20 protein-coding genes and 1 pseudogene are annotated in these 22,064 nt (G+C 72.4%); 15 read left to right on the forward strand and 6 right to left on the reverse strand.

The window, feature by feature from the left end; all coding sequences use genetic code 11:
- The 4 genes from ACH34T_RS29775 to ACH34T_RS29790 form a co-directional block, all read right to left on the reverse strand.
- A partial coding sequence (locus tag ACH34T_RS29775; protein ID WP_396024249.1) for an Rv3235 family protein occupies nt 1-392 on the reverse strand: 392 nt, incomplete at its 3' end.
- 281 nt (nt 393-673) lie between these two features.
- The gene (locus tag ACH34T_RS29780) at nt 674-2,023 is read right to left on the reverse strand and encodes a PTS transporter subunit EIIC (RefSeq protein WP_396024250.1); all 1,350 of its coding nucleotides are present in this window, start codon (nt 2,021-2,023) and stop codon (nt 674-676) included.
- A gap of 55 nt (nt 2,024-2,078) precedes the next feature.
- The gene (locus tag ACH34T_RS29785) at nt 2,079-2,822 is read right to left on the reverse strand and encodes a GntR family transcriptional regulator (protein ID WP_396024251.1); all 744 of its coding nucleotides are present in this window, start codon (nt 2,820-2,822) and stop codon (nt 2,079-2,081) included.
- A 207-nt stretch (nt 2,823-3,029) separates the two neighbouring features.
- On the reverse strand, nt 3,030-4,364 hold the full coding sequence (locus ACH34T_RS29790; protein ID WP_396024252.1) for a PTS transporter subunit EIIC: 1,335 nt from the start codon (nt 4,362-4,364) through the stop codon (nt 3,030-3,032).
- A gap of 178 nt (nt 4,365-4,542) precedes the next feature.
- On the opposite strand from ACH34T_RS29790, the gene nagA reads away from it, so the two are divergent.
- The 7 genes and pseudogenes from nagA (at nt 4,543) to ptsP (ending at nt 10,268) form a co-directional block, all read left to right on the forward strand.
- A complete protein-coding gene (nagA, locus tag ACH34T_RS29795; protein ID WP_396024253.1) occupies nt 4,543-5,712 on the forward strand; it encodes an N-acetylglucosamine-6-phosphate deacetylase in 1,170 nt (389 codons plus the stop codon).
- On the forward strand, nt 5,709-6,749 hold the full coding sequence (locus ACH34T_RS29800) for an SIS domain-containing protein (RefSeq protein ID WP_396024254.1): 1,041 nt from the start codon (nt 5,709-5,711) through the stop codon (nt 6,747-6,749). The genes nagA and ACH34T_RS29800 overlap by 4 nt, the downstream gene beginning before the upstream one ends.
- 62 nt (nt 6,750-6,811) lie before the next feature.
- Nucleotides 6,812-7,051: pseudogene (locus tag ACH34T_RS29805) on the forward strand (glucose PTS transporter subunit EIIB); the annotation flags it as partial.
- 79 nt (nt 7,052-7,130) lie between these two features.
- On the forward strand, nt 7,131-7,580 hold the full coding sequence (locus ACH34T_RS29810; RefSeq protein ID WP_396024255.1) for a PTS glucose transporter subunit IIA: 450 nt from the start codon (nt 7,131-7,133) through the stop codon (nt 7,578-7,580).
- Nucleotides 7,581-7,584: 4 nt separating this feature from the next.
- A complete protein-coding gene (locus ACH34T_RS29815) occupies nt 7,585-8,292 on the forward strand; it encodes an HAD family hydrolase (protein WP_396024256.1) in 708 nt (235 codons plus the stop codon).
- 19 nt (nt 8,293-8,311) lie between these two features.
- Nucleotides 8,312-8,584, forward strand: coding sequence for an HPr family phosphocarrier protein (locus ACH34T_RS29820; RefSeq protein WP_396024257.1), 273 nt, complete (start codon nt 8,312-8,314; stop codon nt 8,582-8,584).
- Nucleotides 8,571-10,268 (forward strand): phosphoenolpyruvate--protein phosphotransferase, encoded by a 1,698-nt coding sequence (gene ptsP / locus ACH34T_RS29825; RefSeq protein WP_396024421.1) that lies wholly within the window; start codon nt 8,571-8,573, stop codon nt 10,266-10,268. Before ACH34T_RS29820 ends, ptsP begins: the two co-directional genes overlap by 14 nt.
- Nucleotides 10,269-10,277: 9 nt before the next feature.
- Here the strand turns inward: ptsP and ACH34T_RS29830 are convergent, their stop codons facing one another.
- Nucleotides 10,278-11,921 carry a glycoside hydrolase family 3 protein gene (locus ACH34T_RS29830; protein ID WP_396024258.1) on the reverse strand — a complete coding sequence of 548 codons (1,644 nt, stop codon included), beginning with the start codon at nt 11,919-11,921 and terminating at the stop codon, nt 10,278-10,280.
- A gap of 288 nt (nt 11,922-12,209) precedes the next feature.
- On the reverse strand, nt 12,210-13,673 hold the full coding sequence (locus ACH34T_RS29835; protein WP_396024259.1) for an N-acetylglucosamine kinase: 1,464 nt from the start codon (nt 13,671-13,673) through the stop codon (nt 12,210-12,212).
- Between the two features lie 61 nt (nt 13,674-13,734).
- On the opposite strand from ACH34T_RS29835, the gene ACH34T_RS29840 reads away from it, so the two are divergent.
- From ACH34T_RS29840 to ACH34T_RS29875, 8 genes are all read left to right on the forward strand, one after another.
- Entirely contained in the window at nt 13,735-14,733 is a 999-nt protein-coding gene (locus ACH34T_RS29840) for a MurR/RpiR family transcriptional regulator (RefSeq protein ID WP_396024260.1), read from the forward strand.
- On the forward strand, nt 14,730-15,626 hold the full coding sequence (murQ, locus tag ACH34T_RS29845) for an N-acetylmuramic acid 6-phosphate etherase (RefSeq protein ID WP_396024261.1): 897 nt from the start codon (nt 14,730-14,732) through the stop codon (nt 15,624-15,626). The genes ACH34T_RS29840 and murQ overlap by 4 nt, the downstream gene beginning before the upstream one ends.
- Before the next feature lie 136 nt (nt 15,627-15,762).
- Nucleotides 15,763-16,434 carry an HAD family hydrolase gene (locus ACH34T_RS29850; RefSeq protein WP_396024422.1) on the forward strand — a complete coding sequence of 224 codons (672 nt, stop codon included), beginning with the start codon at nt 15,763-15,765 and terminating at the stop codon, nt 16,432-16,434.
- Between the two features lie 25 nt (nt 16,435-16,459).
- On the forward strand, nt 16,460-16,966 hold the full coding sequence (locus ACH34T_RS29855) for a DUF6912 family protein (protein WP_396024262.1): 507 nt from the start codon (nt 16,460-16,462) through the stop codon (nt 16,964-16,966).
- A gap of 65 nt (nt 16,967-17,031) precedes the next feature.
- Complete coding sequence (pruA, locus tag ACH34T_RS29860; RefSeq protein ID WP_396024263.1) at nt 17,032-18,663, forward strand: L-glutamate gamma-semialdehyde dehydrogenase; 1,632 nt, start codon at nt 17,032-17,034, stop codon at nt 18,661-18,663.
- 80 nt (nt 18,664-18,743) lie between these two features.
- Nucleotides 18,744-19,154, forward strand: coding sequence for a RidA family protein (locus ACH34T_RS29865; RefSeq protein ID WP_396024423.1), 411 nt, complete (start codon nt 18,744-18,746; stop codon nt 19,152-19,154).
- Nucleotides 19,155-19,313: 159 nt separating this feature from the next.
- Nucleotides 19,314-20,024, forward strand: a complete 711-nt coding sequence (locus tag ACH34T_RS29870; RefSeq protein WP_396024264.1) for an HAD family hydrolase — start codon at nt 19,314-19,316, stop codon at nt 20,022-20,024.
- Between the two features lie 60 nt (nt 20,025-20,084).
- A complete protein-coding gene (locus ACH34T_RS29875) occupies nt 20,085-22,040 on the forward strand; it encodes an acetoacetate--CoA ligase (RefSeq protein WP_396024265.1) in 1,956 nt (651 codons plus the stop codon).
- Nucleotides 22,041-22,064 lie beyond the last annotated feature (24 nt).

A 22,064-nucleotide genomic window follows, 5' to 3' on the forward strand; every position in this document is an offset into this window, starting at 1 on the left:
GTACTGCCGCGTCCGCCCGTACTGCCGCGTCCGCCCGCGCCGCTGCGTGCGCCCGCACCGTTGCGTCCGCCCGTCCCGCCGCGTGCGTGCGCGTTTTCGCGGCGGGTCGTGGTTTCGCGGTGGAGCATTTCGCGGCATACCGCCGGGGTGGCCAGCAGGGACAGCTGGTGCGCCGGGCGCGTTCCCGCCAGGACCTCCACGACCAGGCGGACGGCCGCGTCGGCGACGGCGCGGACCTCGGCCTCCACCCCGTCCTCTGGACGCACCAGCCGCAGGCCGGGCGGCGGCGCGGGAGCCGCCACCGGGCTCAGCGCCAGCGCCCCCTGAATGGCGGGCACCGGACGGTACCGGACGAACCGCACCACCGCAGACTTCCCCGTACGCCCTCGCATAAGAAGACCTCCCGTCTCGTTTGAAGACAGGAGTCACGAGAGCCGCGAGAAATACGTCCCGGCCACATCCGGTCCATTCCGTAACGCCGGGCGGGTCGGGCGGGGGCCGGCCGGAAAGGGGAAGGCGGCGGGACGCTGGTGCGTCCCGCCGCCTTCGGGAGCGAGTCCCGGGCGAGGGTGCGGGGTTTCCGGGACTCTTGGGAGCCGGGCCGGGGGGCTGGGCCGGCCCGGGGTCGGGGGCGCCGCGCGAGTGAGGGGCTCGCGGCGCCCCCCGGGAAGGGTCAGCCGCCTGAGGGCGAGCCCTGCGCGTCCCCCTTCTTGCTGCCTGCCAGTTCCGGGTCCACGTTGGGGTCGGCGGCCACCGACTCCTCGCCTTCGGGTTCGCGGCCCGGGGTCGCGAAGTTGAACTTCACGATCATGAATTTGAAGATGAAGTAGTACACGAAGAAGTACAGGACGCCCATCCCGAGGATGAGCGGGAGTTTCTCCGTGTTGTCCTTCGTGGCGTTCAGCAGCAGGTCGATGCCGCCCGCGGAGAAGCTGAAGCCGAGTTGGGCCCCGGCGGCCTCCAGCACCGCCATCGAGATTCCGGTGAGGACGACGTGCACCGCGTAGAGGACGGGCGCGACGAACATGAACGCGAACTCGATCGGCTCGGTGATGCCGGTGACGAACGCGGTGAGCGCCGCCGAGAGCATGATGCCGCCGACCGCGGGACGCCGGTGCGCCGGGGCGGCGCGCCACATGGCGAACGCCGCGCCGGGCAGGCCGAACATCAGCACGGGGAAGTACCCGGCGAGGAAGCCGCCCGCGTTCGGGTCGCCGGCCAGGTAGCGGTTGATCTCGCCGTGGACGACGCCGTCCGGGGTCTTGAAGTCGCCGAACACGAACCAGATGAGGGAGTTCGGGATGTGGTGCAGGCCGAAGGGCAGCAGGAGGCGGTTGACGACGCCGTAGACACCCGCGCCCGCGGCGCCCGCGCCGGTGACCCAGTCACCGAAGTCGGTCAGCCAGCCGCCGAAGATCGGCCAGACGAAGCCGATGAGGACGCCGAGGATCACCGCGGCGAACGCGGTGATGATCGGGACGAACCGGCGCCCGCCGAAGAAGGCCAGGTAGGCGGGCAGTTTCACCCGGTAGAACCGCTGGTAGAGGAGTGCGGCGGTGAGCCCGATGAGGATGCCGCCGATGACGTCGGTGAGGCCTTTGGCCCCGTAGTCGATGACCTCGGTGGGCGTGCCGTCCACCACCTTGGTGATGAGGACACTGCCCTTGAGCTCGTCGCTGTGAGAGAACATGATCTTGGAGACCCGGTCGTAGACCAGGTAGCCGACCACGGCGGCCAGCGCGGTGGAGCCGTCGGACTTGCGGGCGAAGCCGACCGCGACACCGACCGCGAACAGCAGCGGAAGGGCGATGAACAGCGCGTTGCCGGCCTCGCCGACGATCTCGGCGACGCGGTCCCATCCGAGACGGTCCTTGCCGAGGATGTCGGGCTGGCCGAGACGCAGCAGGATTCCCGCGGCGGGCAGCACGGCGATCGGCAGCATGAGGCTGCGGCCGATCCGCTGCAGCATCGCGAGGACGCTCGATCCTCGGCGTGGTGCGGAGTCCACTGTCGTGGCAGTCATCGTGAGGTTCCTCCTCAGGGGATTCAGGAGTTCTCAGGTGTAGGGGGCTGGGGGATCAGGACTGGGGCGGCGGGGGATTTCCGAGTGCCGTGTGGATCTGGTAGCGGTCCGCCCTGTAGGTCGACACGCCCAGCTCCGCACACACACCACCGGTGTACGAGCGGCGTTGGAGGAGCAGCACCGCACTGCCCCTGGGGATTTGCAGATGCCTGGCGTCCGCGGCGTCGGCCAGGCTTGCGTCGATGGTCTGGTCGCCCGCGTCGAAGACGAGACCGTACACCGCCTCAAGGACTCCGTACAGAGATCTGTCAGCGAGACGGCGGTCGAGCAGGTCGGGAGCGAGCGAAGCGAGGATGTGGGCACGTTCCAGGGCCATCGGCTCGCCGTCCGCGGTGCGCAGGCGTTCGATGACATGGATCTCGGTGCCCGGCTCGACCTCGAAGATCCTGGCGAGCCGGGCGTCGGCGTAGACCGTCCGCCTCTCCAGGTCGATCGCGCCGGGACGTAGGCCGCGGCTCAGCATGTCCTCGGTGAACGAGACGAGCCGCAGCGGCATCTCGATCTTGGGCCGGGCCACGAAGGTGCCCTTGCCCGGGACGCGGTACAGCCGGCCCTCGGAGACGAGCTGGTCGACGCCTTGCCGCACGGTCATGCGGGACAGTCCGTACCGGACGCACAGCTCGCGCTCCGACGGGATCGGGGCGTCGACGGGCAGTTCCGCGCTCTCGATGAGGTCGAGGAGGATCGCGCGGAGCTGGAAGTACTTCGGTACCGGGCTGTGCGGGTCGATGGTCGTCACGGGGGTTTCCTCGATGGCCGGGGGCCGGATCGATGGGATTCGCCGGGTTTCGACGGATGAGGTGGATAGACGGTGGTTGGAAGGTAATCGATTTGGTTCGTACTGGTCTAGGCCGGACTAGACCACAGGACCGAAAGGCATGTCAATGCACGAATTCGTAACGACCGGGTCACGTGCGCGCGCGACCATGATCGGCGATTGTGCAGGTCAGGGAGCCCTCTCGGAGGGGGTGTCCGGCCGGGCCTCCGGCGGCATGTCCTCTTCCGGCTCCCGACCCGGGGTCGGCAGGTCGAACCTTTTGATGATGAATGTGAAGATCGCGTAGTACAGCGCGAAGTAGACCACCCCCAGTGCGACCACCATCCACAGATGCCGGGTGTTGCTCTTGGTCGCGTTCAGCAGCATGTCGATCAGCCCGGCGGAGAAGCTGAAGCCGAGCTGCGCGTCCGCCGCCGCGAGCAGGCCCAGGGACACGCCCGTCAGCACGACGTGGACGCCGTACAGCACGGGCGCGACGAACATGAACGAGAACTCGATCGGCTCGGTCACGCCGGTGACGAACGCGGTCAGCGCGGCCGAGAACATCAGGCCGCCGACGGCGCCGCGCCGGTGCGGCGGGGCGGCGCGCCAGATGGCGAGGGCCGCGCCTGGCAGGCCGAACATCAGGACGGGGAAGAACCCGGCGAGGAACGTCCCGGCGTGCGGGTCCCCGGCCAGGTAGCGGTTGATCTCGCCGTGCGTGACGCCGTCCGGCCCCTCGTAGGTGCCGAACACGAACCAGATCAGCGAGTTCAGGATGTGGTGCAGGCCGAACGGGAGCAGCACCCGGTTCGCGACGCCGTAGACCCCGGCGCCGAACGCGCCGGCCCCGGTGATCCAGTCGCCGAAGCTGTCGATCCAGCCGCCGAGCGTCGGCCACCCGAACCCGAAGACCACGCCGAGGAGCAGCGCGGCGGCGGCGCTGACGATCGGCACGAACCGCCGGCCACCGAAGAACGCCAGCCAGGACGGCAGCTTGATCCGGTAGAACCGCTGGTAGAGCAGCGCGACCATGACGCCGACGGCGATGCCGCCGAGCACCTGCGTCGGGTTCGTCAGCCCGTAGCCGACCGCCTCCTCCAGGCTGCCGTCCTCCTGCTGGACCTTCTGGACGACCAGGCCCTTCAGCTCGCCGGTGTGGGAGAACATCACCTTCGAGACGCGGTCGAAGACGAGGTAGGCGGCGACGGCGGCGAGCGCGGTGGAGCCGTCGGACCTCTTGGCGAACCCGATCGCGACGCCGACCGCGAACAGGATCGGGAGGTTGTCCAGCAGCGCGCCGCCCGCCGCGGCGAACACCTCGGCGATACGGTCCCATTCGAGGCCGTCGGCGCCGAGCATGTCGGGCTGGCCGAGCCTCAGCAGGATTCCGGCGGCGGGCAGGACGGCGATCGGCAGCATCAGGCTGCGGCCGATCCGCTGCAGCACGGCGAACGTCGCCGACCAGGCGCCGCCGAGGCCCCGGCCGCCCCCGCCGCCCCCGACGGCGGCCGTTGAGCTCATCAGCGCTCGCCTTCCGGACCGGCGCCGGTCCGAAGTGCCGATACCGGACGAGTTCGAGCCCGCATCTTCATCTTCATCCGATTCGTGGAGTATGGTGCGTACTGGTCTAGTCCGGACTAGACCAGTTGTACCGGGCGTTAACGACCAGCGATTGAAGCGTCACGGAGAGTACGCAGCGATGGCATCACTACTGATCACGGCCTCCCGCATGATCATTACCCCCGCGGGAGGTTCTACCCGCGTACTCTCCCCTGGATACGTCCGCGCGGAGAACGGCGTGATCGCCGAGGTCGGCGAGGGCGGCCCGCCCGCCGCGCTCGGCGCGCCCGACCTCGACCTGCCCACCGGCCTGCTCGCCCCCGGACTGGTCGACATCCAGGTCAACGGGTTCTTCGGCCACGACATGGTGGACGCCGACGAGGCCGGCTGGCACACCGTCGTGTCCCGCCTCCCCGAGACCGGCGTGACCGCGTTCCTGCCCACGTTCATCACCGCGCCCGTCGAGACGCAGGCCGCCGCCCTCCGCCGCGCCCGCGAACTCCTCCCGAACCTCCCGGACGGGACGCGCGTCCTCGGCGTCCACCTCGAAGGACCGTTCCTTTCGGAGAAGCGCAAGGGCGCGCACAACGCCGTCCACCTCACCGACCCGGCGCCCGACGCGATCGCGACGCTGCTGGAGACCGGGCTGGTCAAGCTCGTCACGCTCGCGCCCGAACGGGACGGCGCGCTCGACGCGATCCGCACGCTGACCGAGGCCGGCGTGGTCGTCAGCGTCGGGCACAGCGACGCGACCGCCGACCAGGTCGCCGCCGCGGCCGACGCCGGAGCCCGCAAGGTCACCCACATCTTCAACGCGCAGACCGGCGTCCACCACCGCGACCCGGGCGTGGCCGTCCAGGCGCTCATCGACGAGCGGCTGAGCCCCGGCCTGATCCTCGACCTGCACCATGTCGCGCCGAAGGTGGCCGAGCTGGTGTTCCGGGCCGCGCCGGGACGGGTCGTGCTCGTCACCGACGCGGCCTCGTCCGCGGGGATGCCGCCGGGCACGTACGAGCTCGGCGGCGAGCCCATCACCATGCCCGCGGACGGCCCGCCGCTGCGCGCCGACGGCACGCTCGCCGGGTCCGGACTCCGGCTGGACGACGCGATCGGCAACGCCGTCCGCATCGGCATCGACGCGGTCACGGCCGTGGACGCCGCGACCCGGACCCCGGCGGACCTGATCGGCCGTCCCGACCTCGGCCGGATCTCCCCCGGCGCCGCCGCCGACCTGGTCTGGCTCGGGCCGGACCACCGCGCGCGTACGACGTGGGTCAACGGGCAGAAAGTCTTCGGAGGGGGATCATGACCAGTCTCATGCGCGCCGAGATCGGCGAGCAGCCGGACGCGCTGCGCCGGACGATCGACGCGCTGCTGCCGCGCACGTCCGACCTCGCGGCGCTCGCGCGCGAGACGCGGCAGGTGCTGTTCATCGCGCGCGGGTCGTCCGACAACGCCGCGGTGTACGGGCGCTACCTGGCGGAGTCGCACTCCGGACGGCTGGCCACGCTGGCCGCGCCGTCGATCGCGACCACGTACAAGCGCAGACTGGACCTCTCCGGCGTGCTGGCCGTGGCGATCAGCCAGTCCGGCAAGACGGAGGAGATCGTCGAGACCCTCGGCTGGGCGGGCGACTGCGGCGCCAGGACGGTCGCCGTCACCAACGGCGCCGGATCGCCGCTGGCCGAGATCGCCGAGGTCGGCCTGATCACGGAGGCGGGCGACGAGATCGCCGTCCCGGCCACCAAGACCTACACCACGCAGCTCGCCGCGATCTCGGTGCTCGCCCTCGGCCTCGGCGCCGACACGGACGTGGACGACCTGCGCCGCGTCCCCGACGAGGTCGCCCGGATGATCGAGCTGACCGAGGCGTCGGACGCGCTGCCCGAGATCGTCGAGGAGCTGGCGAAGGTGCAGGGCACGGTCGTGTCCGGGCGCGGCATCGCGTTCGGCACCGCGCTGGAGCTCGCACTGAAGATCAAGGAGGCGTGCTACCTGCACGCCATGGGCCTGTCGTACGCCGACCTCCTGCACGGCCCGATCGCCGTCGTCGACGACCAGACCCCCGCGCTGCTGGTCGCCGCCGACTCCGGCCCGACGCTGGCCGGGACGGTCGCGCTGGCCAGGCGGGTCGAGGGCGCGGGCGCCCGCGCGTACGGCGTCGGCGGCGGCGCCGACCTCGCGGCGGCGTGCTCGGCGGCGCTGCCCGGCCCCGCCCTCCCCGAGTGGACGTCCCCGCTCGGCCTCATCGTTCCCGGCCAGCTCCTGGTCGAGAACCTGGCCCGCCGGCTCGGCATCGATCCGGACGTGCCGCGTGGCCTGAACAAGGTCACCCAGACAGACTAAGACAAACCCCCTGCAAAGCCCGGGGCGACGAGAGCCGGACCCGGGCCCACCCCGACGAGGAGAAGAACATGGACAAGGCCGAGGCCATCGTCGCCGGACTGGGCGGCGCCGACAACATCATCGAGCTCGAGCCCTGCGCCACCCGGCTGCGCACCGAGGTCAAGGACGCCTCCAAGGTCGACGAGGCCGCGCTGAAGAAGGCCGGCGCGTTCGGCGTCATGCGCAGCGGCACCGTCGTCCAGGTCGTCGTCGGCACCGAGGCCGACACCCTCGCCAGCGACATCGAGGACGTCCTCGACTGATCAGGTCCGTTCCGGAGGGTGTGGGGGCCGCCCCCCACAGCGGACCGCCCCCGGACCGATTCGAAGGAGACCCCCGCTGATGACCCGAGTACTGTCCCCGGTCTCCGGCCGGGTGGTCGGCCTCGCCGGCGTGCCCGACCCGGTGTTCGCCCAGGCCATGGTGGGCCCGGGCACGGCGGTCGACCCCGAGCGCGGCCCCGGCCACGCCCTCGCGCCCGTCACCGGCAAGATCGTCAAACTGCATCCGCACGCCTATGTCGTCGTGGACGGCGAGGGCCACGGCGTCCTCGTCCACCTCGGCATCGACACCGTCAAGCTGAAGGGGCAGGGCTTCGAGCTCCTCGCCGCCGAGGGCGACGAGGTCACCTCCGGCCAGCCGGTCGTCGCCTGGGATCCGTCCGTCATCGAGGCGGGCGGCCGCTCCCCGGTCTGCGCGGTCGTCGCGCTGGACGCGGGCGCCGACGCCCTGACCGACGTGGTGGAGACCGGCGAGGTGGCGAAAGGGGCCGAGCTTTTCACATGGAGCTGATCGGATGGCGGTGATCGACCTGGGCGCCGCGGTGTTCGACCTCGACGGCACCCTCATCGACACCGAGCCGCGCAGCCGTGCGCAGTGGTCGCGGCTGTTCGACGCGCACGGCGTCCCCTACGACGACGCGCTGATCGCCTCCTTCGCCGGACGCCGCGGCCTGGAGGCGCTCCAAGAGCTCGTCCACCTGTTCCCCGGCAGGACGGCCGAGGAGCTGTTCGAGCAGGTGGTCTCCTACCAGACGATGCCGGGGATGCCTTCCGCCGCGCCCGTTCCCGGTGCGGTCGAGCTCGTCCGGACGCTGGCCGACCGCGGCGTCCCGCTCGCCGTCGTGACGTCCGCGGAGCGCTCGTACGCCGAGGGCCTGCTGGACGAGCTGGGCGTCCGCGGCCTGCTCGACATCGTCGTGACCGCCGGGGACGTGGTCACCGGCAAGCCCGACCCGGAGGGCTACCTGGCCGCCGCGCGTGCGCTGGACGTCCCGGCGGCGGACGCCGTCGGGTTCGAGGACACCCCGGCGGGCGTCGCGGCCGTCAAGTCCGCCGGCATGACGTGCGTGGGCGTCGTCACCACCCAGCCGGCGGGTTCGCTGGCCGGGGCCGACCACGTGGTCGCCGACTTCAAGGACGTGGACGTCGTGCCGGGCCCCGCGCTGCGGGTCCCCGGCGCGTTGGACGTCCGGCAGGGCCGAAGCCAACAGGGACAGTACTGAGACCTCAGAGGAGTGTGCCGTGACCGAGCGCAATGTCAAGATCCAGTCGAGGGTGGGCCTGCACGCGCGGCCGGCCGCGCTGTTCGTCCAGACGGCGGCCAAGGCGCCGATGGACGTGACCGTGTCCAAGCCCGGCGGCGCCCCGGTGAACGCCAAGAGCATCCTCGCCGTGCTCGGGCTGGACGCGCGGCACGGGGAGGAGGTCGTCCTGTCCGCCGAGGGGGCGGGCGCGGACGAGCTGCTCGACGACCTGGAGAAGCTGCTGGCCACGCCGGAGCCTGAGGGTGCCTGAGGCGCGGGGGGTCCTGCGGGGCGCGGGCGTCAGCCCGGGCGTCGGGGTCGGGCCGGTGCGGACCATCGCGGGCGCCGTCCCCGAGCCGCCCGCCGGGGCCCGGCACGGCGGCGACGCGGCGGCCGAACGCGACACGGCCCTCGCCGCGCTGGAAGCCGTCGCCGCCGACCTGGAACAACGCGGGGCCCGCGCCGCCGAGGTGGGCAACACCGACGGCCGGGACGTGCTGAACGCGCAGGCGCTGATGGCCCGCGACCCCGGCCTGGCCGACGACGTCCGCGCCCGGATCGACGGTGGGGCCGGGGCGGCCCGCGCCGTCTTCGAGGCGTTCGGCGTCTACCGGGACATGCTCGCGGGCGCCGGGGAGTACATGGCGGCCCGGGTCACCGACCTGGACGACATCCGCGACCGTTCGATCGCCCGGCTGCTCGGGCTGCCGATGCCGGGCGTCCCGGAGTCCGACGAGCCGTTCGTGCTGGTCGCCCGCGACCTCGCGCCCGCCGACACCGCCGTGCTCGACCCGGCGAAGGTCGTCGCGTTCGTGACGGAGGAGGGCGGCCCGACCAGCCACACCGCGATCCTGGCGCGGACGATGGGCGTCCCCGCGGTCGTGGCGCTGCCCGGCGCTACGTCGCTGGCCGACGGCGTCCGGGTGCTCGTCGACGGGGCCGCGGGGACGGTGCGTCCCGACCCGTCCGACGCCGCGGTCGCCGCTGCCCGCACCGCGGCCACTGCTCGCGCGTCCGCGCTGGAGGGCTCCACCGGGCCTGGCGCCACCAAGGACGGCCACCGGGTGCCGCTGCTGGCGAACATCGGCGGCCCGAAGGACGTCGACGCCGCGTTGCAAAACGGTGCGGAAGGCGTTGGGCTGTACCGCACCGAGTTCCTTTTCCTCGACCGTGGGACGCCGCCGTCCGACGCTGAGCAGGAGGACGCGTACCGGACGGTCCTGGAGGCGTTCCCGCAGGGCCGCGTCGTCGTCCGGACGCTCGACGCGGGCGCCGACAAGCCGCTCGCGTTCCTCCCGGCGCCCGGCGAGGAGCCGAACCCGGCGCTCGGCGAGCGCGGCCTGCGGATGTCGCGCCGGCATCCGGACGTGCTGGCCGCCCAGCTCGCCGCGCTGGCCCGCGCCGCCACAGGCCTGTCCGTGAAGTTGCAGGTCATGGCCCCGATGGTGACGGACGCGGCGGAGACCGAGTACTTCGCCGCCGCGTGCCGGGAGGCCGGCATCGCGCATCCCGGCGTCATGATCGAGGTGCCCGCGGCCGCGCTCCGCGCCCGCGACCTCGCGCCCGAGGTGGAGTTCTTCAGCATCGGCACCAACGACCTCACGCAGTACGCGTGCGCGGCGGACCGGCAGGTCGGCGGCCTCGCGCACCTCCAGGACCCGTGGCAGCCCGCCGTCCTGGACCTGGTCGCCCCGGCGGCCGGGGCGGGCGTCCCGTGCGGCGTCTGCGGCGAGGCGGCCGCCGATCCGGCGCTCGCGTGCGTGCTGGTCGGGCTCGGCGTGACATCGCTGTCGATGAGCGCGCCGTCGCTGCCGCTGGTGCGGGCCGCGCTCGCCCGGCACACGCTGGACGACTGCCGCCAGGCCGCCGCCGCGGCCCGCGCCGCCCGCACCGCCGAGCAGGCCCGCGAGGCGGCCCGCGCCCACCTGCCGGGACTGGCGGAACTCCAGGTGTGACGGCTTCGGCTACGGATAGCCGAGGCCGTGCCCGACCTGCTTCCCCGCCGCGGGGACCGGCAGGCGGCCGGTCGGCTTGACTGCGCCGCTCAGCACCCCGGCGAGCGCGGTGACCGACACCCCGCTGGACGAGTACGTGGCGAGCGCCGCCGCCGCGCTTCCGGCCGAGTCGAGGTCGTAGGGACGCCCGAGCGCCGCGACGACGACCGGTTTCGACCCGAGCGCCCGCACCCTGGCGGCCGCGCCCCGCCCCGTGTTCTCGGTGGTCAGGACGATGACGTCCGCCGAGCCCGGGGCCGTCACCGTGACCCCCCGGCGGCGCAGCGCCGCGCTCAGCGTCCCGCTCTCCGGCCCGGTGACGGCGACCTTCCTGCCCTTCAGCGGCAGCACGTTCCGCTCGTTGCGGACGAGCGTGACCGCGTGCTCGGCGACCCGGCGGGCGATGGCCTTGTGCGCGGGCGTGCCGATCACGGCGCGGGCCTTGGCCGGGTCGGCGGCCGTGTTCTGGAACAGGCCGCGCCGCTGCTTGAGCTTGAGGATGCGCGTCACGGAGCCGTCCAGCCGCTCCCGCGTGATCTTCCCGGACCGGACGGCCGCCAGCACCGCCCGGTACGCGCGCGGCAGGTTCGGCGGCATCAGCAGCTGGTCGGCGCCCGCCTCGAACGCGCGGACCGCCGCCGCCGCGTCGCCGTACTTCTCCCGCACGCCCGCCATCTCCAGCGAGTCCGTCGTGATCACGCCCCGGTAGCCGAGCCCGCCGCGCAGCAGTCTGCCCAGCACGTTCCGCGACAGCGTGGACGGGTCGCCTGACCCGTCGAGCTTCGGCACGACGATGTGCGCCGTCATGACCATGTCGACCCCGGCCCCGATCGCCGCGCGGAACGGGGGCGCGTCCAGCCGCTCCCACATCGGGCGCGTGTGCTTGATCACCGGCAGTCCGGTGTGGCTGTCGGTGGCGGTGTCGCCGTGCCCGGGGAAGTGCTTGGCCGCGGCGGCGACCCCGGCGGCCTGGTAGCCGTCGACGGCGCCGGCCGTCAGCTTCGACGCGAGCCCCGGGTCGGCGCCGAACGAGCGCAGCCCGATCACCGGGTTGCGCGGGTTCACGTTCACGTCGGCGTCGGGCGCGTAGTCCAGGTTGATGCCGACCGCGCGCAGCTCCGTGCCCGTGACCTGGGCGGCGGCGCGGGCGTCTGCGGGGTCGCCGGTCGCGCCGAGCGCCATGTTGCCGGGGAACCGGGTGATGAACGGCGTGCGCGACACGATGCCCTGCTCCTCGTCGACGCCGAGCAGCAGCGGGATCTTGGACGCCTTCTGCAGCGCGTTCGACTGGGCGGCCGTCCGCGCCGGGGCGCCGAAGTTGCCGGGGAAGTAGATCAGCCCGCCGACGCGGTACTTCCTGATCTTGCCGAGGGCGTCGGCGCGGCCGGAGAACCGCGTCACGAACAGCTGCCCGACCTTCTCCTCCGCGCTCATCTTCGCGACGTGGCCGGGGATCCAGGCGTCCGGGTCCTTGGACGGGGCGCCCCGCGAGCCGGGCGCCCCGGACGGACGCGTCCCGTCGCCGCGGTCGTCCCCGCCGCCGCAGCCCGCCGCCGCGGCGGTCGCCGCCAAGGTCAGCGCCGCCGCGAGCGCGAGTGGACGTGTGGCACGCACCTGACCAGGCCCCCCGACATGGTCTCGGTTCTCACTACCAGGTCTCGGTTTCCCGGTCGCATCGGACGTCGCGACGTTAACCGCTCGCCGTCCCGCTGTCGACCCGACAGGCATCACGTTCCACGACCGCCCCCCGCGTAACAGGATGATCACGATGGACCCCAGGATCACGGGTGTGGATCTTGTGGGGTCCATCGCGATGAACCCTGACGGCCTGGATGCCGTCTGCTTCGGGATCGGCCGGGCTGGAACGGGACAGCCGGGGCCGGGTCCTGCCGGCCTGAAGGCTCAGCCGGGCAGGGGGTGGCCGAGGCGGCGCAGCGCCATCCCGGCCGCGCCGACGGCTCCGTCGCCCGCGCAGCGCGGCGCCGCGGCGAAGCGGTCGCGCAGCCCGGTGCGGACGGCCTCGGCGACGGGGCCCTCACGGAGCACCGAGCCGTGCATGACGACCGGTGCGCAGGGGTCGGACAAGGCCGTGCGCACCGCGTCCACGTCGCGGAGCAGCCACTGCGCGGCCTCTTCGGTGATGCGCCTGGCGACCGGGTCGCCGGCGGCCGCCGCGGCGGCGACCACCGGGCCGAGCCGGCCCAGCGCCGCGGGCGGGCGGCCGTACACCTCCTTGATGATCGCTTGGGCGAGACGGGGGTTGGGCGGGGTCCCGGGCATCTCGGGATGGCCCGGCGGCGCCGGGTCTCCCCGCGGGCTGTGGGAGCCGGGATCGCCCCGCGGACCGTGGCCGCCGGGATGGCCCGGTGGCCCGTGCGAGCCCGGATGGCCCGGCGGCCCGTGCGGGGCGAGCGGGCCCGCCCCATGCGAGCCCGGCGGGCCGGCCGAACCCGACGAGCCCGGCGGACGGTGCGGACCGCCCGGTCCGTCGCCGGACGCCGACGCCGGACAGGGCACGTTCCCGGCGGCCGGATAACGGCCGTTCCCGGGCGACGGGACGGGCCCGTCGCCGGGCGGCGGCGGGCCGAGGGGTTCGGGGACCAGCACGGCGGTGCCCGTGCCGCTCCCGAGGGACGAGGTGCCGAGGGGGGTGCCGCCTCCGGAGGAGAGCGTGACGGCCTGCGACAGCAGCGGGGCGCCCGGTGACGACGAAGGGGCGCCGGCCATGGCCAGCGCCCTCGGTCGGCGGGGTCTCCGCCGTTCCGCGTCGATCTCCGCGACCACGGTGGCGCCCAGCAGCGCCCGGGGGACCGAATCGGTGAGCAGCGTCGGGGAGCCGCGGCCGTCGTAGGCGGCGAGCGCGGCCCGGACGGCCTCCTTCCCGAGCCATACCGCCGAACCCTCGTCCCCGACGAGCCAGCCGTAGCCGTCCGCGCGCTGCACGATCGCCCCGTCGTTGATGACCGCCGCGCCGGCGCCCGTGCCGGAGAACACCACGATGCCCTTGGGCTCGCTGGTTCCGGCGGCGAACGCCACCGCGATATCGGTCACCACCGCGGGCGAGCCGCGCAGGCCGACGGCCTGCCAGGCCTGCCGCGCCGCCGTGACGGCGGCGGGCCGCCCGGCGGAGCCGGCACCGGCGATGCCGAACACGCCGGTGAGGATGTGGGTTCGGTCCAGGTCCCCGAGCGCCTCCCGCAGGGCGGTGGTCAGCGCCCCAGCGGTGTCGCCTCCAGAGTTGGGATTTGCCCCTGGGCCGGTGCCGGAACCGGCCAGAGCACCCCCCAGCGTCAGTACGACGCAGCGGGTTTTCGTGCCACCCGCGTCGATACCGACCACGTAAGGACCGGCCAAATGGGTCAACACATGGCGACCGTAGCCTTTTCTACCGTTGACGTGACATCTCGCGCGTAAGAAAATTTCCATCATGAGGAAACCCATCGGCTCCGAGCGGAGCCTCGAGCAGGGCCCCGAGCGGGGGATCACGGGGGAGCCCGGTTCACCACACGACGAGGAGGCCGCCCAGTCCAGAGAAAGGGATAGCACGCCGCTGAGCACGGTGGTGCGAGTCCGCTCGCTGCTGCCCTCGCTGCCCCCCGCGGAGCGGCGAGTCGCCCAACGCGTCATCGACGACCCCGAAGGGGTCGCCAACTCCACCATCACCGAACTCGCGCAGACCTGTGGCACCTCCGAGACCACGGTCATCAGGTTCTGCCGGGCGATCGGGTTCCATGGTTATCCAGAGCTGCGGCTGACCCTCGCCACGGAGGCCGGACGCGCCCAGAGCGCGGCCGGTGGCCGGGTCATCGGCAGCGACATCAGTCCCGACGACTCGCTCGAACAGATCGTAGAGAAGGTGACCTTCGCCGATGCCAGGGCCGTCGAGGAGACCGCCGCCCAGCTCGACATCAAGATGCTCGAACAGGTCGTGGACGCGGTCGTGGCCGCGGACCGGGTCGACGTCTACGGCGTCGGGGCGAGCGCGTTCGTCGCGGCCGACTTCCAGCAGAAGCTGCACCGCATCGGACGGATCTGCTCTGCCTGGGCGGACGCCCACATCATGCTCACCAGCGCCGCGGTGCTGGGCAGCACGAGCGTGGCGATCGGCATCTCGCACACGGGCGCGACGGTGGAGACCATCGACGCGCTGGCGGTCGCCAGGAGCAGGGGCGCCAAGACCGTGGCGCTCACCAATTTCCCGAAGTCCCCGATCGCGGAGGTGGCCGACCTGATCCTGACCACGGCGGCGCGGGAGACGACCTTCCGCTCCGGCGCCACAGCAAGCCGGCTGGCGCAGCTCACGGTGGTCGACTGCCTCTTCGTCGGAGTGGCGCAGCGCACCTACGGGCCGACCCGCAAGGCACTGGAAGCCACATTCGAGGCGGTCCGCGGCCGGACCGTGCGACCCGACCGGAGGCGTCGGTGATCGATTGCGAGCTCCCCACCGAGGGGCGGAATCCCCGCACCCTCGACGTCGACACGCTGCCGACCCTGGAGGTGCTGCGCCTGATCAACTCTGAGGACGCGACCGTACCGATGGCCGTGGCGTCCGTCCTGCCGGAGGTTGCCCGGCTGGTGGACGTCGCCGTGGAGTCGCTGCGCGCGGGAGGACGCGTGCACTACTTCGGCGCGGGCACGTCCGGGCGGCTCGCGGTGATCGACGCCGCCGAGCTGCCGCCGACGTTCGGCATCTGGGGCCGGGTGGTCGCCCACCACGCCGGCGGTCCCGGCGCGCTGTCCCAGGCGATCTCGGACGTCGAGGACGACGTCGAGCTGGGCCGGCGGGACGCCCACGACGTGCGGCCCGGCGACGTCGCCGTCGGCATCGCGGCGAGCGGCCGCACGCCCTACGTGGTCGGCGCGCTGCGCGCCGCCGCGGCGGTCGGCGCCCGCACGGCGCTGATCAGCTGCAACCCGCACACCCCGTACGGGGACGAGGTGGAGGTGCACATCGGCCTCGCCACCGGACCGGAGGTGATCAGCGGGTCGACCCGGATGAAGGCGGGCACGGCGACCAAGCTCGTGCTCAACTCGTTCTCCACCACACTGATGATCAGGATGGGCCGGACCTATTCCAACCTGATGGTCAGCGTGAACGCGCTGAACTCCAAGCTGCGGGCGAGGCTGGTGCGCATCCTCACGGAGGCGACGGGGATGGACGCGCGCATCTGCGAGAACGCGCTGACAGAGGCAGGAGGCAACACCCGGGTCGCGCTCGTCTCGCTGCTGGGCGAGGTGCCCGCGGCTCGGGCGACAGTGGTACTGGAGGAGGCTGACGGGGGCGTACGGGAGGCGCTGCAGCGGCTCAGGTCAGCCTGATCGGGGTTCCGGGGGCCGGCCGGCAGTTGGGGCCGGCGGCCTTTCGGACCGGGGGACTGGCAGAACGGGGTTCGGTGGAAGGCCCGGAATCGCCTACGATCGGGCCGTGCCCGATGAACGACTCGTGGAACGGCCCATGGAACGGCCGGTAGAACGGCCGGTGAAACGGCCCGCGCCGGTCAAGGCCGTGATCACCGACTGGGGCGGAGTCCTCACGTCGCCTCTCAACGACGCGATCGACGTGTGGCTCGCCGCCGAACGCATCGACGTCGCGCGCTACAAGGACGTGATGCGCGCCTGGGTGAAGCAGGCGTACGACGGCGCCGGCACGAACCCCATCCACGGGCTGGAGGACGGCACGCTCCCCACCGAGGAGTTCGAGCGGCTCCTCGCCGCCGAACTCCTCACCACGGAGGGCCGGCCGGTGGCGGCCGCCGGGCTCATCGCCCGGATGTTCGGCGCGTTCGCCCCCGTCCAGCCGATGTACGACGCGCTCCGCGCGGCCCGCGCCGCCGGAGCCCGTACGGCCGTCCTGTCCAACTCGTGGGGCAACGACTACCCGCGCGAGCTGTTCGCCGAGGTCTTCGACGCCGTCGTGATCTCCTCCGAGGTGGGCTTCCGCAAGCCCGACGAGCGGATCTTCCGCCACACCCTGTCCCTGCTCGGCCTGGACGCCGCCGAGTGCGCCTTCATCGACGACATGGAGCACAACGTCCGCGCCGCCGAGGACATCGGCCTCCACGGCATCCACCACACCGATCCCGACACCACCATCGCGGAACTGCGCGGGTTGGGGCTCCTGCCCTGACCGTCTGGCAGACTGGCTGATCGTCATGCGCGTCTATCTGCCGTCCACGCTCGCGCTCCTCGCCGGCGTCCACGCCGCCCAGGAGGCCGGTCCCGCGCCGCTCGCGGCCCACGCCGTCACGCCCGCGCTGCGCGAGTGGTACGCGGGCGGAGACCAGGAGGAGCTGGAGTACGCGGCGATGTCCGCCGCCGCTCGCGGCTCCCTCCGCCTCCTCGCGGCCGACCCCGCCGCGCCGCGCCGCCGCGCCGTGCTCGCCGCCGAGGTCCCCGACCACCTGGTGAGCTGGGCGGGGAACGCCGAGATCGGCAACGACGACCGCACGATCGTCGAGGTCTCCGCCGCCGTCCCGTGGAAATGGATCGCGTCCGGGCACGTCGACGATCCGTCCGCGGAGGCCGACGTCGCCGCGGCCGCCGCCGCCCTCCCCGCCGCAGACGCGGGCGACGACGACGCCCGCTTCACCGTGGACGGCGCCGAAGGCCACGAACTCCTCTGGTACGCCACCCAGGAACTCCCGCACCTCCTCGACTGACCGCGATATGGGCGGGTAGGTCCCGGCATGTCGACAAGGCCGTCGGAATCGCAGGGAGCCGTCAAATGGACGCCGTCACCAACGTCCCCGTACCGCTGAACGAGCCGGTCAGGACGTACGCGCCGGGCAGCGCCGAACGGGCCGCGCTGGAGGCGAAGATCAAGGAGCTCGGCGGCGCGCAGACCGAGCTGACCATGACGATCGGCGGCGAGCGGCGGATGGGCGCGGGCACGCCGATCGACGTCGTCGAGCCGCACCACCACGGGCAGGTCCTCGGCCGGATGGGCGACGCGACGGAGCCGGACGTGATCGAGGCGATCGCGGCGGCGCGGGAGGCGGCGCCCGGCTGGCGCGCCATGGCGTTCGAGGACCGCGCCGCGATCTTCCTGCGCGCCGCCGACCTGCTCGCCGGGCCGTGGCGGCCGACGGTGAACGCCGCCACGATCCTCGGGCAGTCCAAGTCCGTGCAGCAGGCGGAGATCGACGCGGCCTGCGAGCTGATCGACTTCTGGCGGTTCAACGTCCGGTACGCGCAGCAGATCCACGAGCTCCAGCCGCTGTCGTCGCCGGGCGTGTGGAACCGGCTCGAATACCGGCCGCTGGAGGGGTTCGTCCTCGCGATCACCCCGTTCAACTTCAGCGCGATCGCCGGGAACCTGCCGACGTCGCCCGCCCTGATGGGGAACGTCGTCGTGTGGAAGCCGTCCCCGACGCAGCAGCTCGCCGCGCACTTCACCATGCGGCTGCTGGAGGCCGCCGGGCTCCCGCCCGGCGTGATCAACCTCGTCACCGGGAACGGGCAGGCCGTCTCGAACGTCGCGCTGCGCCACCCCGACCTCGCCGGGCTGCACTTCACCGGCTCGGCCGCCACCTTCCAGAACCTCTGGCGGACGATCGGCGAGAACATCGCGTTCTACAAGAGCTACCCGCGCATCGTCGGCGAGACCGGCGGCAAGGACTTCGTCGTCGCGCACCCGTCCGCCGATCCCGCGGTGCTGAAGACCGCGCTCGTCCGCGGCGCCTTCGAGTACCAGGGGCAGAAGTGCTCCGCGGCCTCCCGCGCCTACGTCCCGCGCTCCGTCTGGGACGGCATGCGCGACGACTTCCTCGCCGAGACCGAGTCCCTCACCATGGGAAACGTCGCCGAGGACCTGTCCCTCTTCATGGGCGCGGTGATCGACGACCGCGCGTTCGCCAAGCACCGCCGGGCCGTCGAGCGGGCCCGCGACGTCGACACCATCAAGATCCTCACGGGCGGGGAGCTGGACGACTCGCGGGGCTACTTCGTCCGGCCGACCGTGCTGGAGTCGTCCGACCCCACCGACGAGATCTTCACCACCGAGTACTTCGGGCCGATCATCGGCGTGCACGTCTACGACGACGGCGACTACGACGCCGTCCTGCACCAGATGGAGGGCGTCGCCGAGTACGGCCTGACCGGCGCGATCATCGCCGAGGACCGTGCCGCGATCGCCGCCGCCACCGACGCGCTCCGCTTCGCCGCCGGGAACTTCTACATCAACGACAAGCCGACCGGATCGATCGTCGGCCAGCAGCCGTTCGGCGGCGCCCGCGCGTCCGGCACCAACGACAAGGCCGGTTCGGTGTTCAACCTCACGCGCTGGACCAGCGTCCGCTCGATCAAGGAGACGTTCGTCCCGCCGACGGACTACCGCTACCCCCACATGGGCCCCTGACGGGCCGGGGTCATGCTTCGCTGGCTGGAACGCCCTTTGAAATGCTGGCCGTGTTCTTGCCTGATGCGAAGGGAATCACCATGGCCCGCGCCGTCACATTGATCCGCTCGTCCGCACTGTCCGACGTCGCCGAGTACGCCTACGCGGCCACGGCGCCCGCCGGATCCCGCCTGATCTTCCTTGCCGGGGCCTGCCCGCTGAACAAGGACGGATCGACGGCGGCGGTCGGAGACTACGCGGGTCAGGCAGCGAAGGCCGTCGAGAACATGCAGATCGCCCTGACAGACTCCGGTGCGTCCTTGCACGACGTCATCAGCACCCGGGTTCTCGTCGCGTCCAGCAGGCAGCAGGACCTGGGGACCGCCTGGCAGGTGGTCCGGGCAGCCTTCGGTGATCACGACGTTCCCAGCACCCTGATGGGCGTCACGATGCTGGGCTATGACGATCAGCTCGTGGAGATCGAAGCCATCGCGGCCGTGCTCGACTCCTGAGGCGGCGACTCCTGAGGCGGCGATCGACCGGACCTGACGGGCACGGTTGCGGACGGCGCCCGTGAGGCCGGACGATAAGGTCGCCCTGCCGTCCGGTGGGGCGGGGCGGTGCTGGGGACGCCGCCCGTCCACGCTCGTCCAACCTCGCATGGGAACGGGATGTCGACGCTGAACCGTCTGGTGCTGTGGAACATCGATCACACCCTGGTCGACGTCGGGCGGGTCACCCGGGACGCCTACGCGGAGGCGTTCCAGCGGACCATCGGACGCCCCCTCGTCCGGCTGGCCCCCACCCCCGGCCGCACCGAGTCCGAGATCATCTTCGAGACGCTCGCGTTCAACGACGTCGTCACCACCGACGACCATCTGCCCGCCTTCATGAACGCGCTCGCCGAGGCGTTCGCGACCCGCCGCTCCGACGTGCGCGCCCACGGCCGCGTCCTGGCGGGCGCGCGCGAGGCCGTCGAGGCGCTGTCGCATGTGCCGGGCGTCGTCCAGTCGGTGCTCACCGGCTCCGTCCAGCCGAACGCCGTGGTGAAGGTGACCGAGCTGGGCCTCGCCCCCCATCTCGACCTGGACGCGGGCGGCTACGAGAACGGCGTCTACAGCAAGGCCGCCCTCCTGGAGCTCGCCCGCACCCGCGCCGGGGAACGGAACCGCACCGCCTACCCCGAGGCCGCCACCGTCTACATCGCCGACTCCCCACGCGACGTGCAGGCCGCCCACATCGCCGGCTCCCCGATCATCGCCGTCGCGACCGGCAGCGCCACCGAGGCCGAGCTCCGCGCCGCCGGCGCCGACCGCGTCCTCGCCACCCTCGCCGACACCAAGGCCGTCGTCACCGCCGTCGCCGACCTCACACGGATCTGACGACGTCTGACCCGCGATACTGGGAGCGCCGCGCGCCGGGGCGCGGCGGGAGGGAGAGAGATGTCCCGTGAGGTTTCCGAGGGCTCGCCGCTGTGGGAGCCGTCGGGGGAGGTCGTCGCCAACGCGCGGACGACCCACTTCGTCCACTGGCTGTGGGACCGGGGCGTCCTCGCGGAGACCTACGACGATCTGTGGCGCTGGTCGGTCACGGAGGTCGACGCGTTCTGGGACGCGATCTGGTCCTATTTCGAGGTCGTCGGGACGCGTGGCGACGGCCCCGTCCGATCCGGCGGCCTGATGCCGGTGGACGGCCTGAAATGGTTCCCCGGCGCGACGCTCAACTACGCGGCGAACGCGCTGAAGCGAGCCGAGCGGAACCCCGACGAGACGGCGGTGATCTTCCGCTCCGAGGCGGGCGGGCATCGCGTGCTGACGTACCGGGAGCTGGCCCTGCACGTGGCGGAGGTGCGCGCGGGCCTCGCCGAACTCGGGGTGGGCAAGGGCGACCGGGTGGCGGCGTACGTCCCGAACATCCCCGAGGCGCTGATCTGCTTCCTGGCGACGGCGTCGCTGGGCGCGATCTGGTCGTCGTGCTCCCCGGACTTCGGCTCGTCCTCGGTGATCGACCGGTTCGCGCAGATCGAGCCGAAGGTCCTGCTCGCCGTGGACGGCTACGCCTACAACGGCAAGCGGTTCGACCGGCGCGAGGTCGTCGGGGAGATCGAGGCCGCGCTGCCGACCCTCGCCGCGACCGTCCTGATCCCCTACCTGGACCCGGCCGCCACCCCGGACGACCTGCGCACAGGCATGCGATACGCCGACCTGCCGCGTCCCGGCCACGACACGCTGGAGTTCGAGGACGTCCCGTTCGACCATCCGCTGTGGGTGGTCTACTCGTCCGGGACGACCGGGCTGCCGAAGCCGATCGTCCACGGCCATGGCGGGGTCGTGCTGGAGCACCTCAAGGCCCTGTCGTTCCACCAGGACCTCGGCCCAGGGGACGTGTTCTTCTGGTACACCACCACCGGCTGGATGATGTGGAACTACCTCATCGGCGGCCTGCTGGTGGGCTCGACCGTCGTGATGTACGACGGCGCCCCCCTCGACCTCTGGTCGCTGGCCGCCGACAACGGCGTCACCTACATGGGCGTCGGCGCACCGTACATCATGGCGTCCGCCAAAGAGGGCCGCAGGCCCGGCGACGAACTCGACCTCGCACGGCTGCGCGGCATCGGCTCGACCGGTTCGCCGCTGCCGCCCGAGGGGTTCGCCTGGGTGTACGACGCGGTCGGTCAGAGTCTGCTGCTGGGCTCGTTCTCCGGCGGCACCGACCTGTGCACCGGGTTCGTCGGCCCGTCGCCGCTGCTGCCGCTGCGCGCCGGGGTCATCCAGTGCCGCGGCCTGGGCGCCAAGGTGGAGGCGTTCGGCGACACCGGCGAACCGGTGATCGACGAGGTCGGCGAGCTGGTCATCACCGAGCCGATGCCGTCCATGCCCGTCTTCTTCTGGAACGACGAGGGCGGCGAACGGTACCGCGAGTCCTACTTCGACATGTACCCGGGCGTGTGGCGGCACGGCGACTGGGTGAAGATCCTCCCGGACGGCGGCTGCGTCATCTACGGACGCTCCGACTCCACGCTGAACCGCGGCGGCGTCCGCATGGGGACGTCCGACTTCTACCGCGTCGTCGAGGCGTTCGACGAGATCGCCGACAGCCTCGTCATCGACACCGGACGCCTCGGCCAGGAGGGGCGGCTGCTGCTGTACGTCCAGCTCGCGGAGGGCACGTCCCTGACCGACGAGCTGCTCGGACGGCTGAAGCGCGAGATCCGGTCGGCGCTGTCGCCGCGGCACGTCCCGGACGAGATCCACGCCGTCCCCGGCATCCCGCGGACGCTGTCGGGCAAGAAGCTGGAGGTGCCCGTCCGCAAGATCCTCCAGGGCACGCCGGTCGACCGGGCCGCCAACCGCGACTCGATGGCCAACCCGGAAGTCCTCTCCCACTTCACGCCATAACACCCGCCCGTTGGACGTTCGGTT

It is taken from the genome of Actinomadura sp. 9N215, assembly GCF_044326345.1.
Taxonomy (GTDB): Bacteria; Actinomycetota; Actinomycetes; order Streptosporangiales; family Streptosporangiaceae; genus Spirillospora.

Bases quoted from the DNA above. Each gene is read 5' to 3' on its own strand.
- ACH34T_RS29780 (WP_396024250.1), bottom strand. From the start codon at position 2,023: ATGACTGCCACGACAGTGGACTCCGCACCACGCCGAGGATCGAGCGTC.
- ACH34T_RS29790 (WP_396024252.1), bottom strand. From the start codon at position 4,364: ATGAGCTCAACGGCCGCCGTCGGGGGCGGCGGGGGCGGCCGGGGCCTC.
- nagA (WP_396024253.1), top strand. From the start codon at position 4,543: ATGGCATCACTACTGATCACGGCCTCCCGCATGATCATTACCCCCGCG.
- ACH34T_RS29800 (WP_396024254.1), top strand. From the start codon at position 5,709: ATGACCAGTCTCATGCGCGCCGAGATCGGCGAGCAGCCGGACGCGCTG.
- ACH34T_RS29810 (WP_396024255.1), top strand. From the start codon at position 7,131: ATGACCCGAGTACTGTCCCCGGTCTCCGGCCGGGTGGTCGGCCTCGCC.
- ACH34T_RS29815 (WP_396024256.1), top strand. From the start codon at position 7,585: ATGGCGGTGATCGACCTGGGCGCCGCGGTGTTCGACCTCGACGGCACC.
- ACH34T_RS29840 (WP_396024260.1), top strand. From the start codon at position 13,735: ATGAGGAAACCCATCGGCTCCGAGCGGAGCCTCGAGCAGGGCCCCGAG.
- ACH34T_RS29850 (WP_396024422.1), top strand. From the start codon at position 15,763: ATGGAACGGCCGGTAGAACGGCCGGTGAAACGGCCCGCGCCGGTCAAG.
- ACH34T_RS29855 (WP_396024262.1), top strand. From the start codon at position 16,460: ATGCGCGTCTATCTGCCGTCCACGCTCGCGCTCCTCGCCGGCGTCCAC.
- pruA (WP_396024263.1), top strand. From the start codon at position 17,032: ATGGACGCCGTCACCAACGTCCCCGTACCGCTGAACGAGCCGGTCAGG.
- ACH34T_RS29865 (WP_396024423.1), top strand. From the start codon at position 18,744: ATGGCCCGCGCCGTCACATTGATCCGCTCGTCCGCACTGTCCGACGTC.
- ACH34T_RS29870 (WP_396024264.1), top strand. From the start codon at position 19,314: ATGTCGACGCTGAACCGTCTGGTGCTGTGGAACATCGATCACACCCTG.
- ACH34T_RS29875 (WP_396024265.1), top strand. From the start codon at position 20,085: ATGTCCCGTGAGGTTTCCGAGGGCTCGCCGCTGTGGGAGCCGTCGGGG.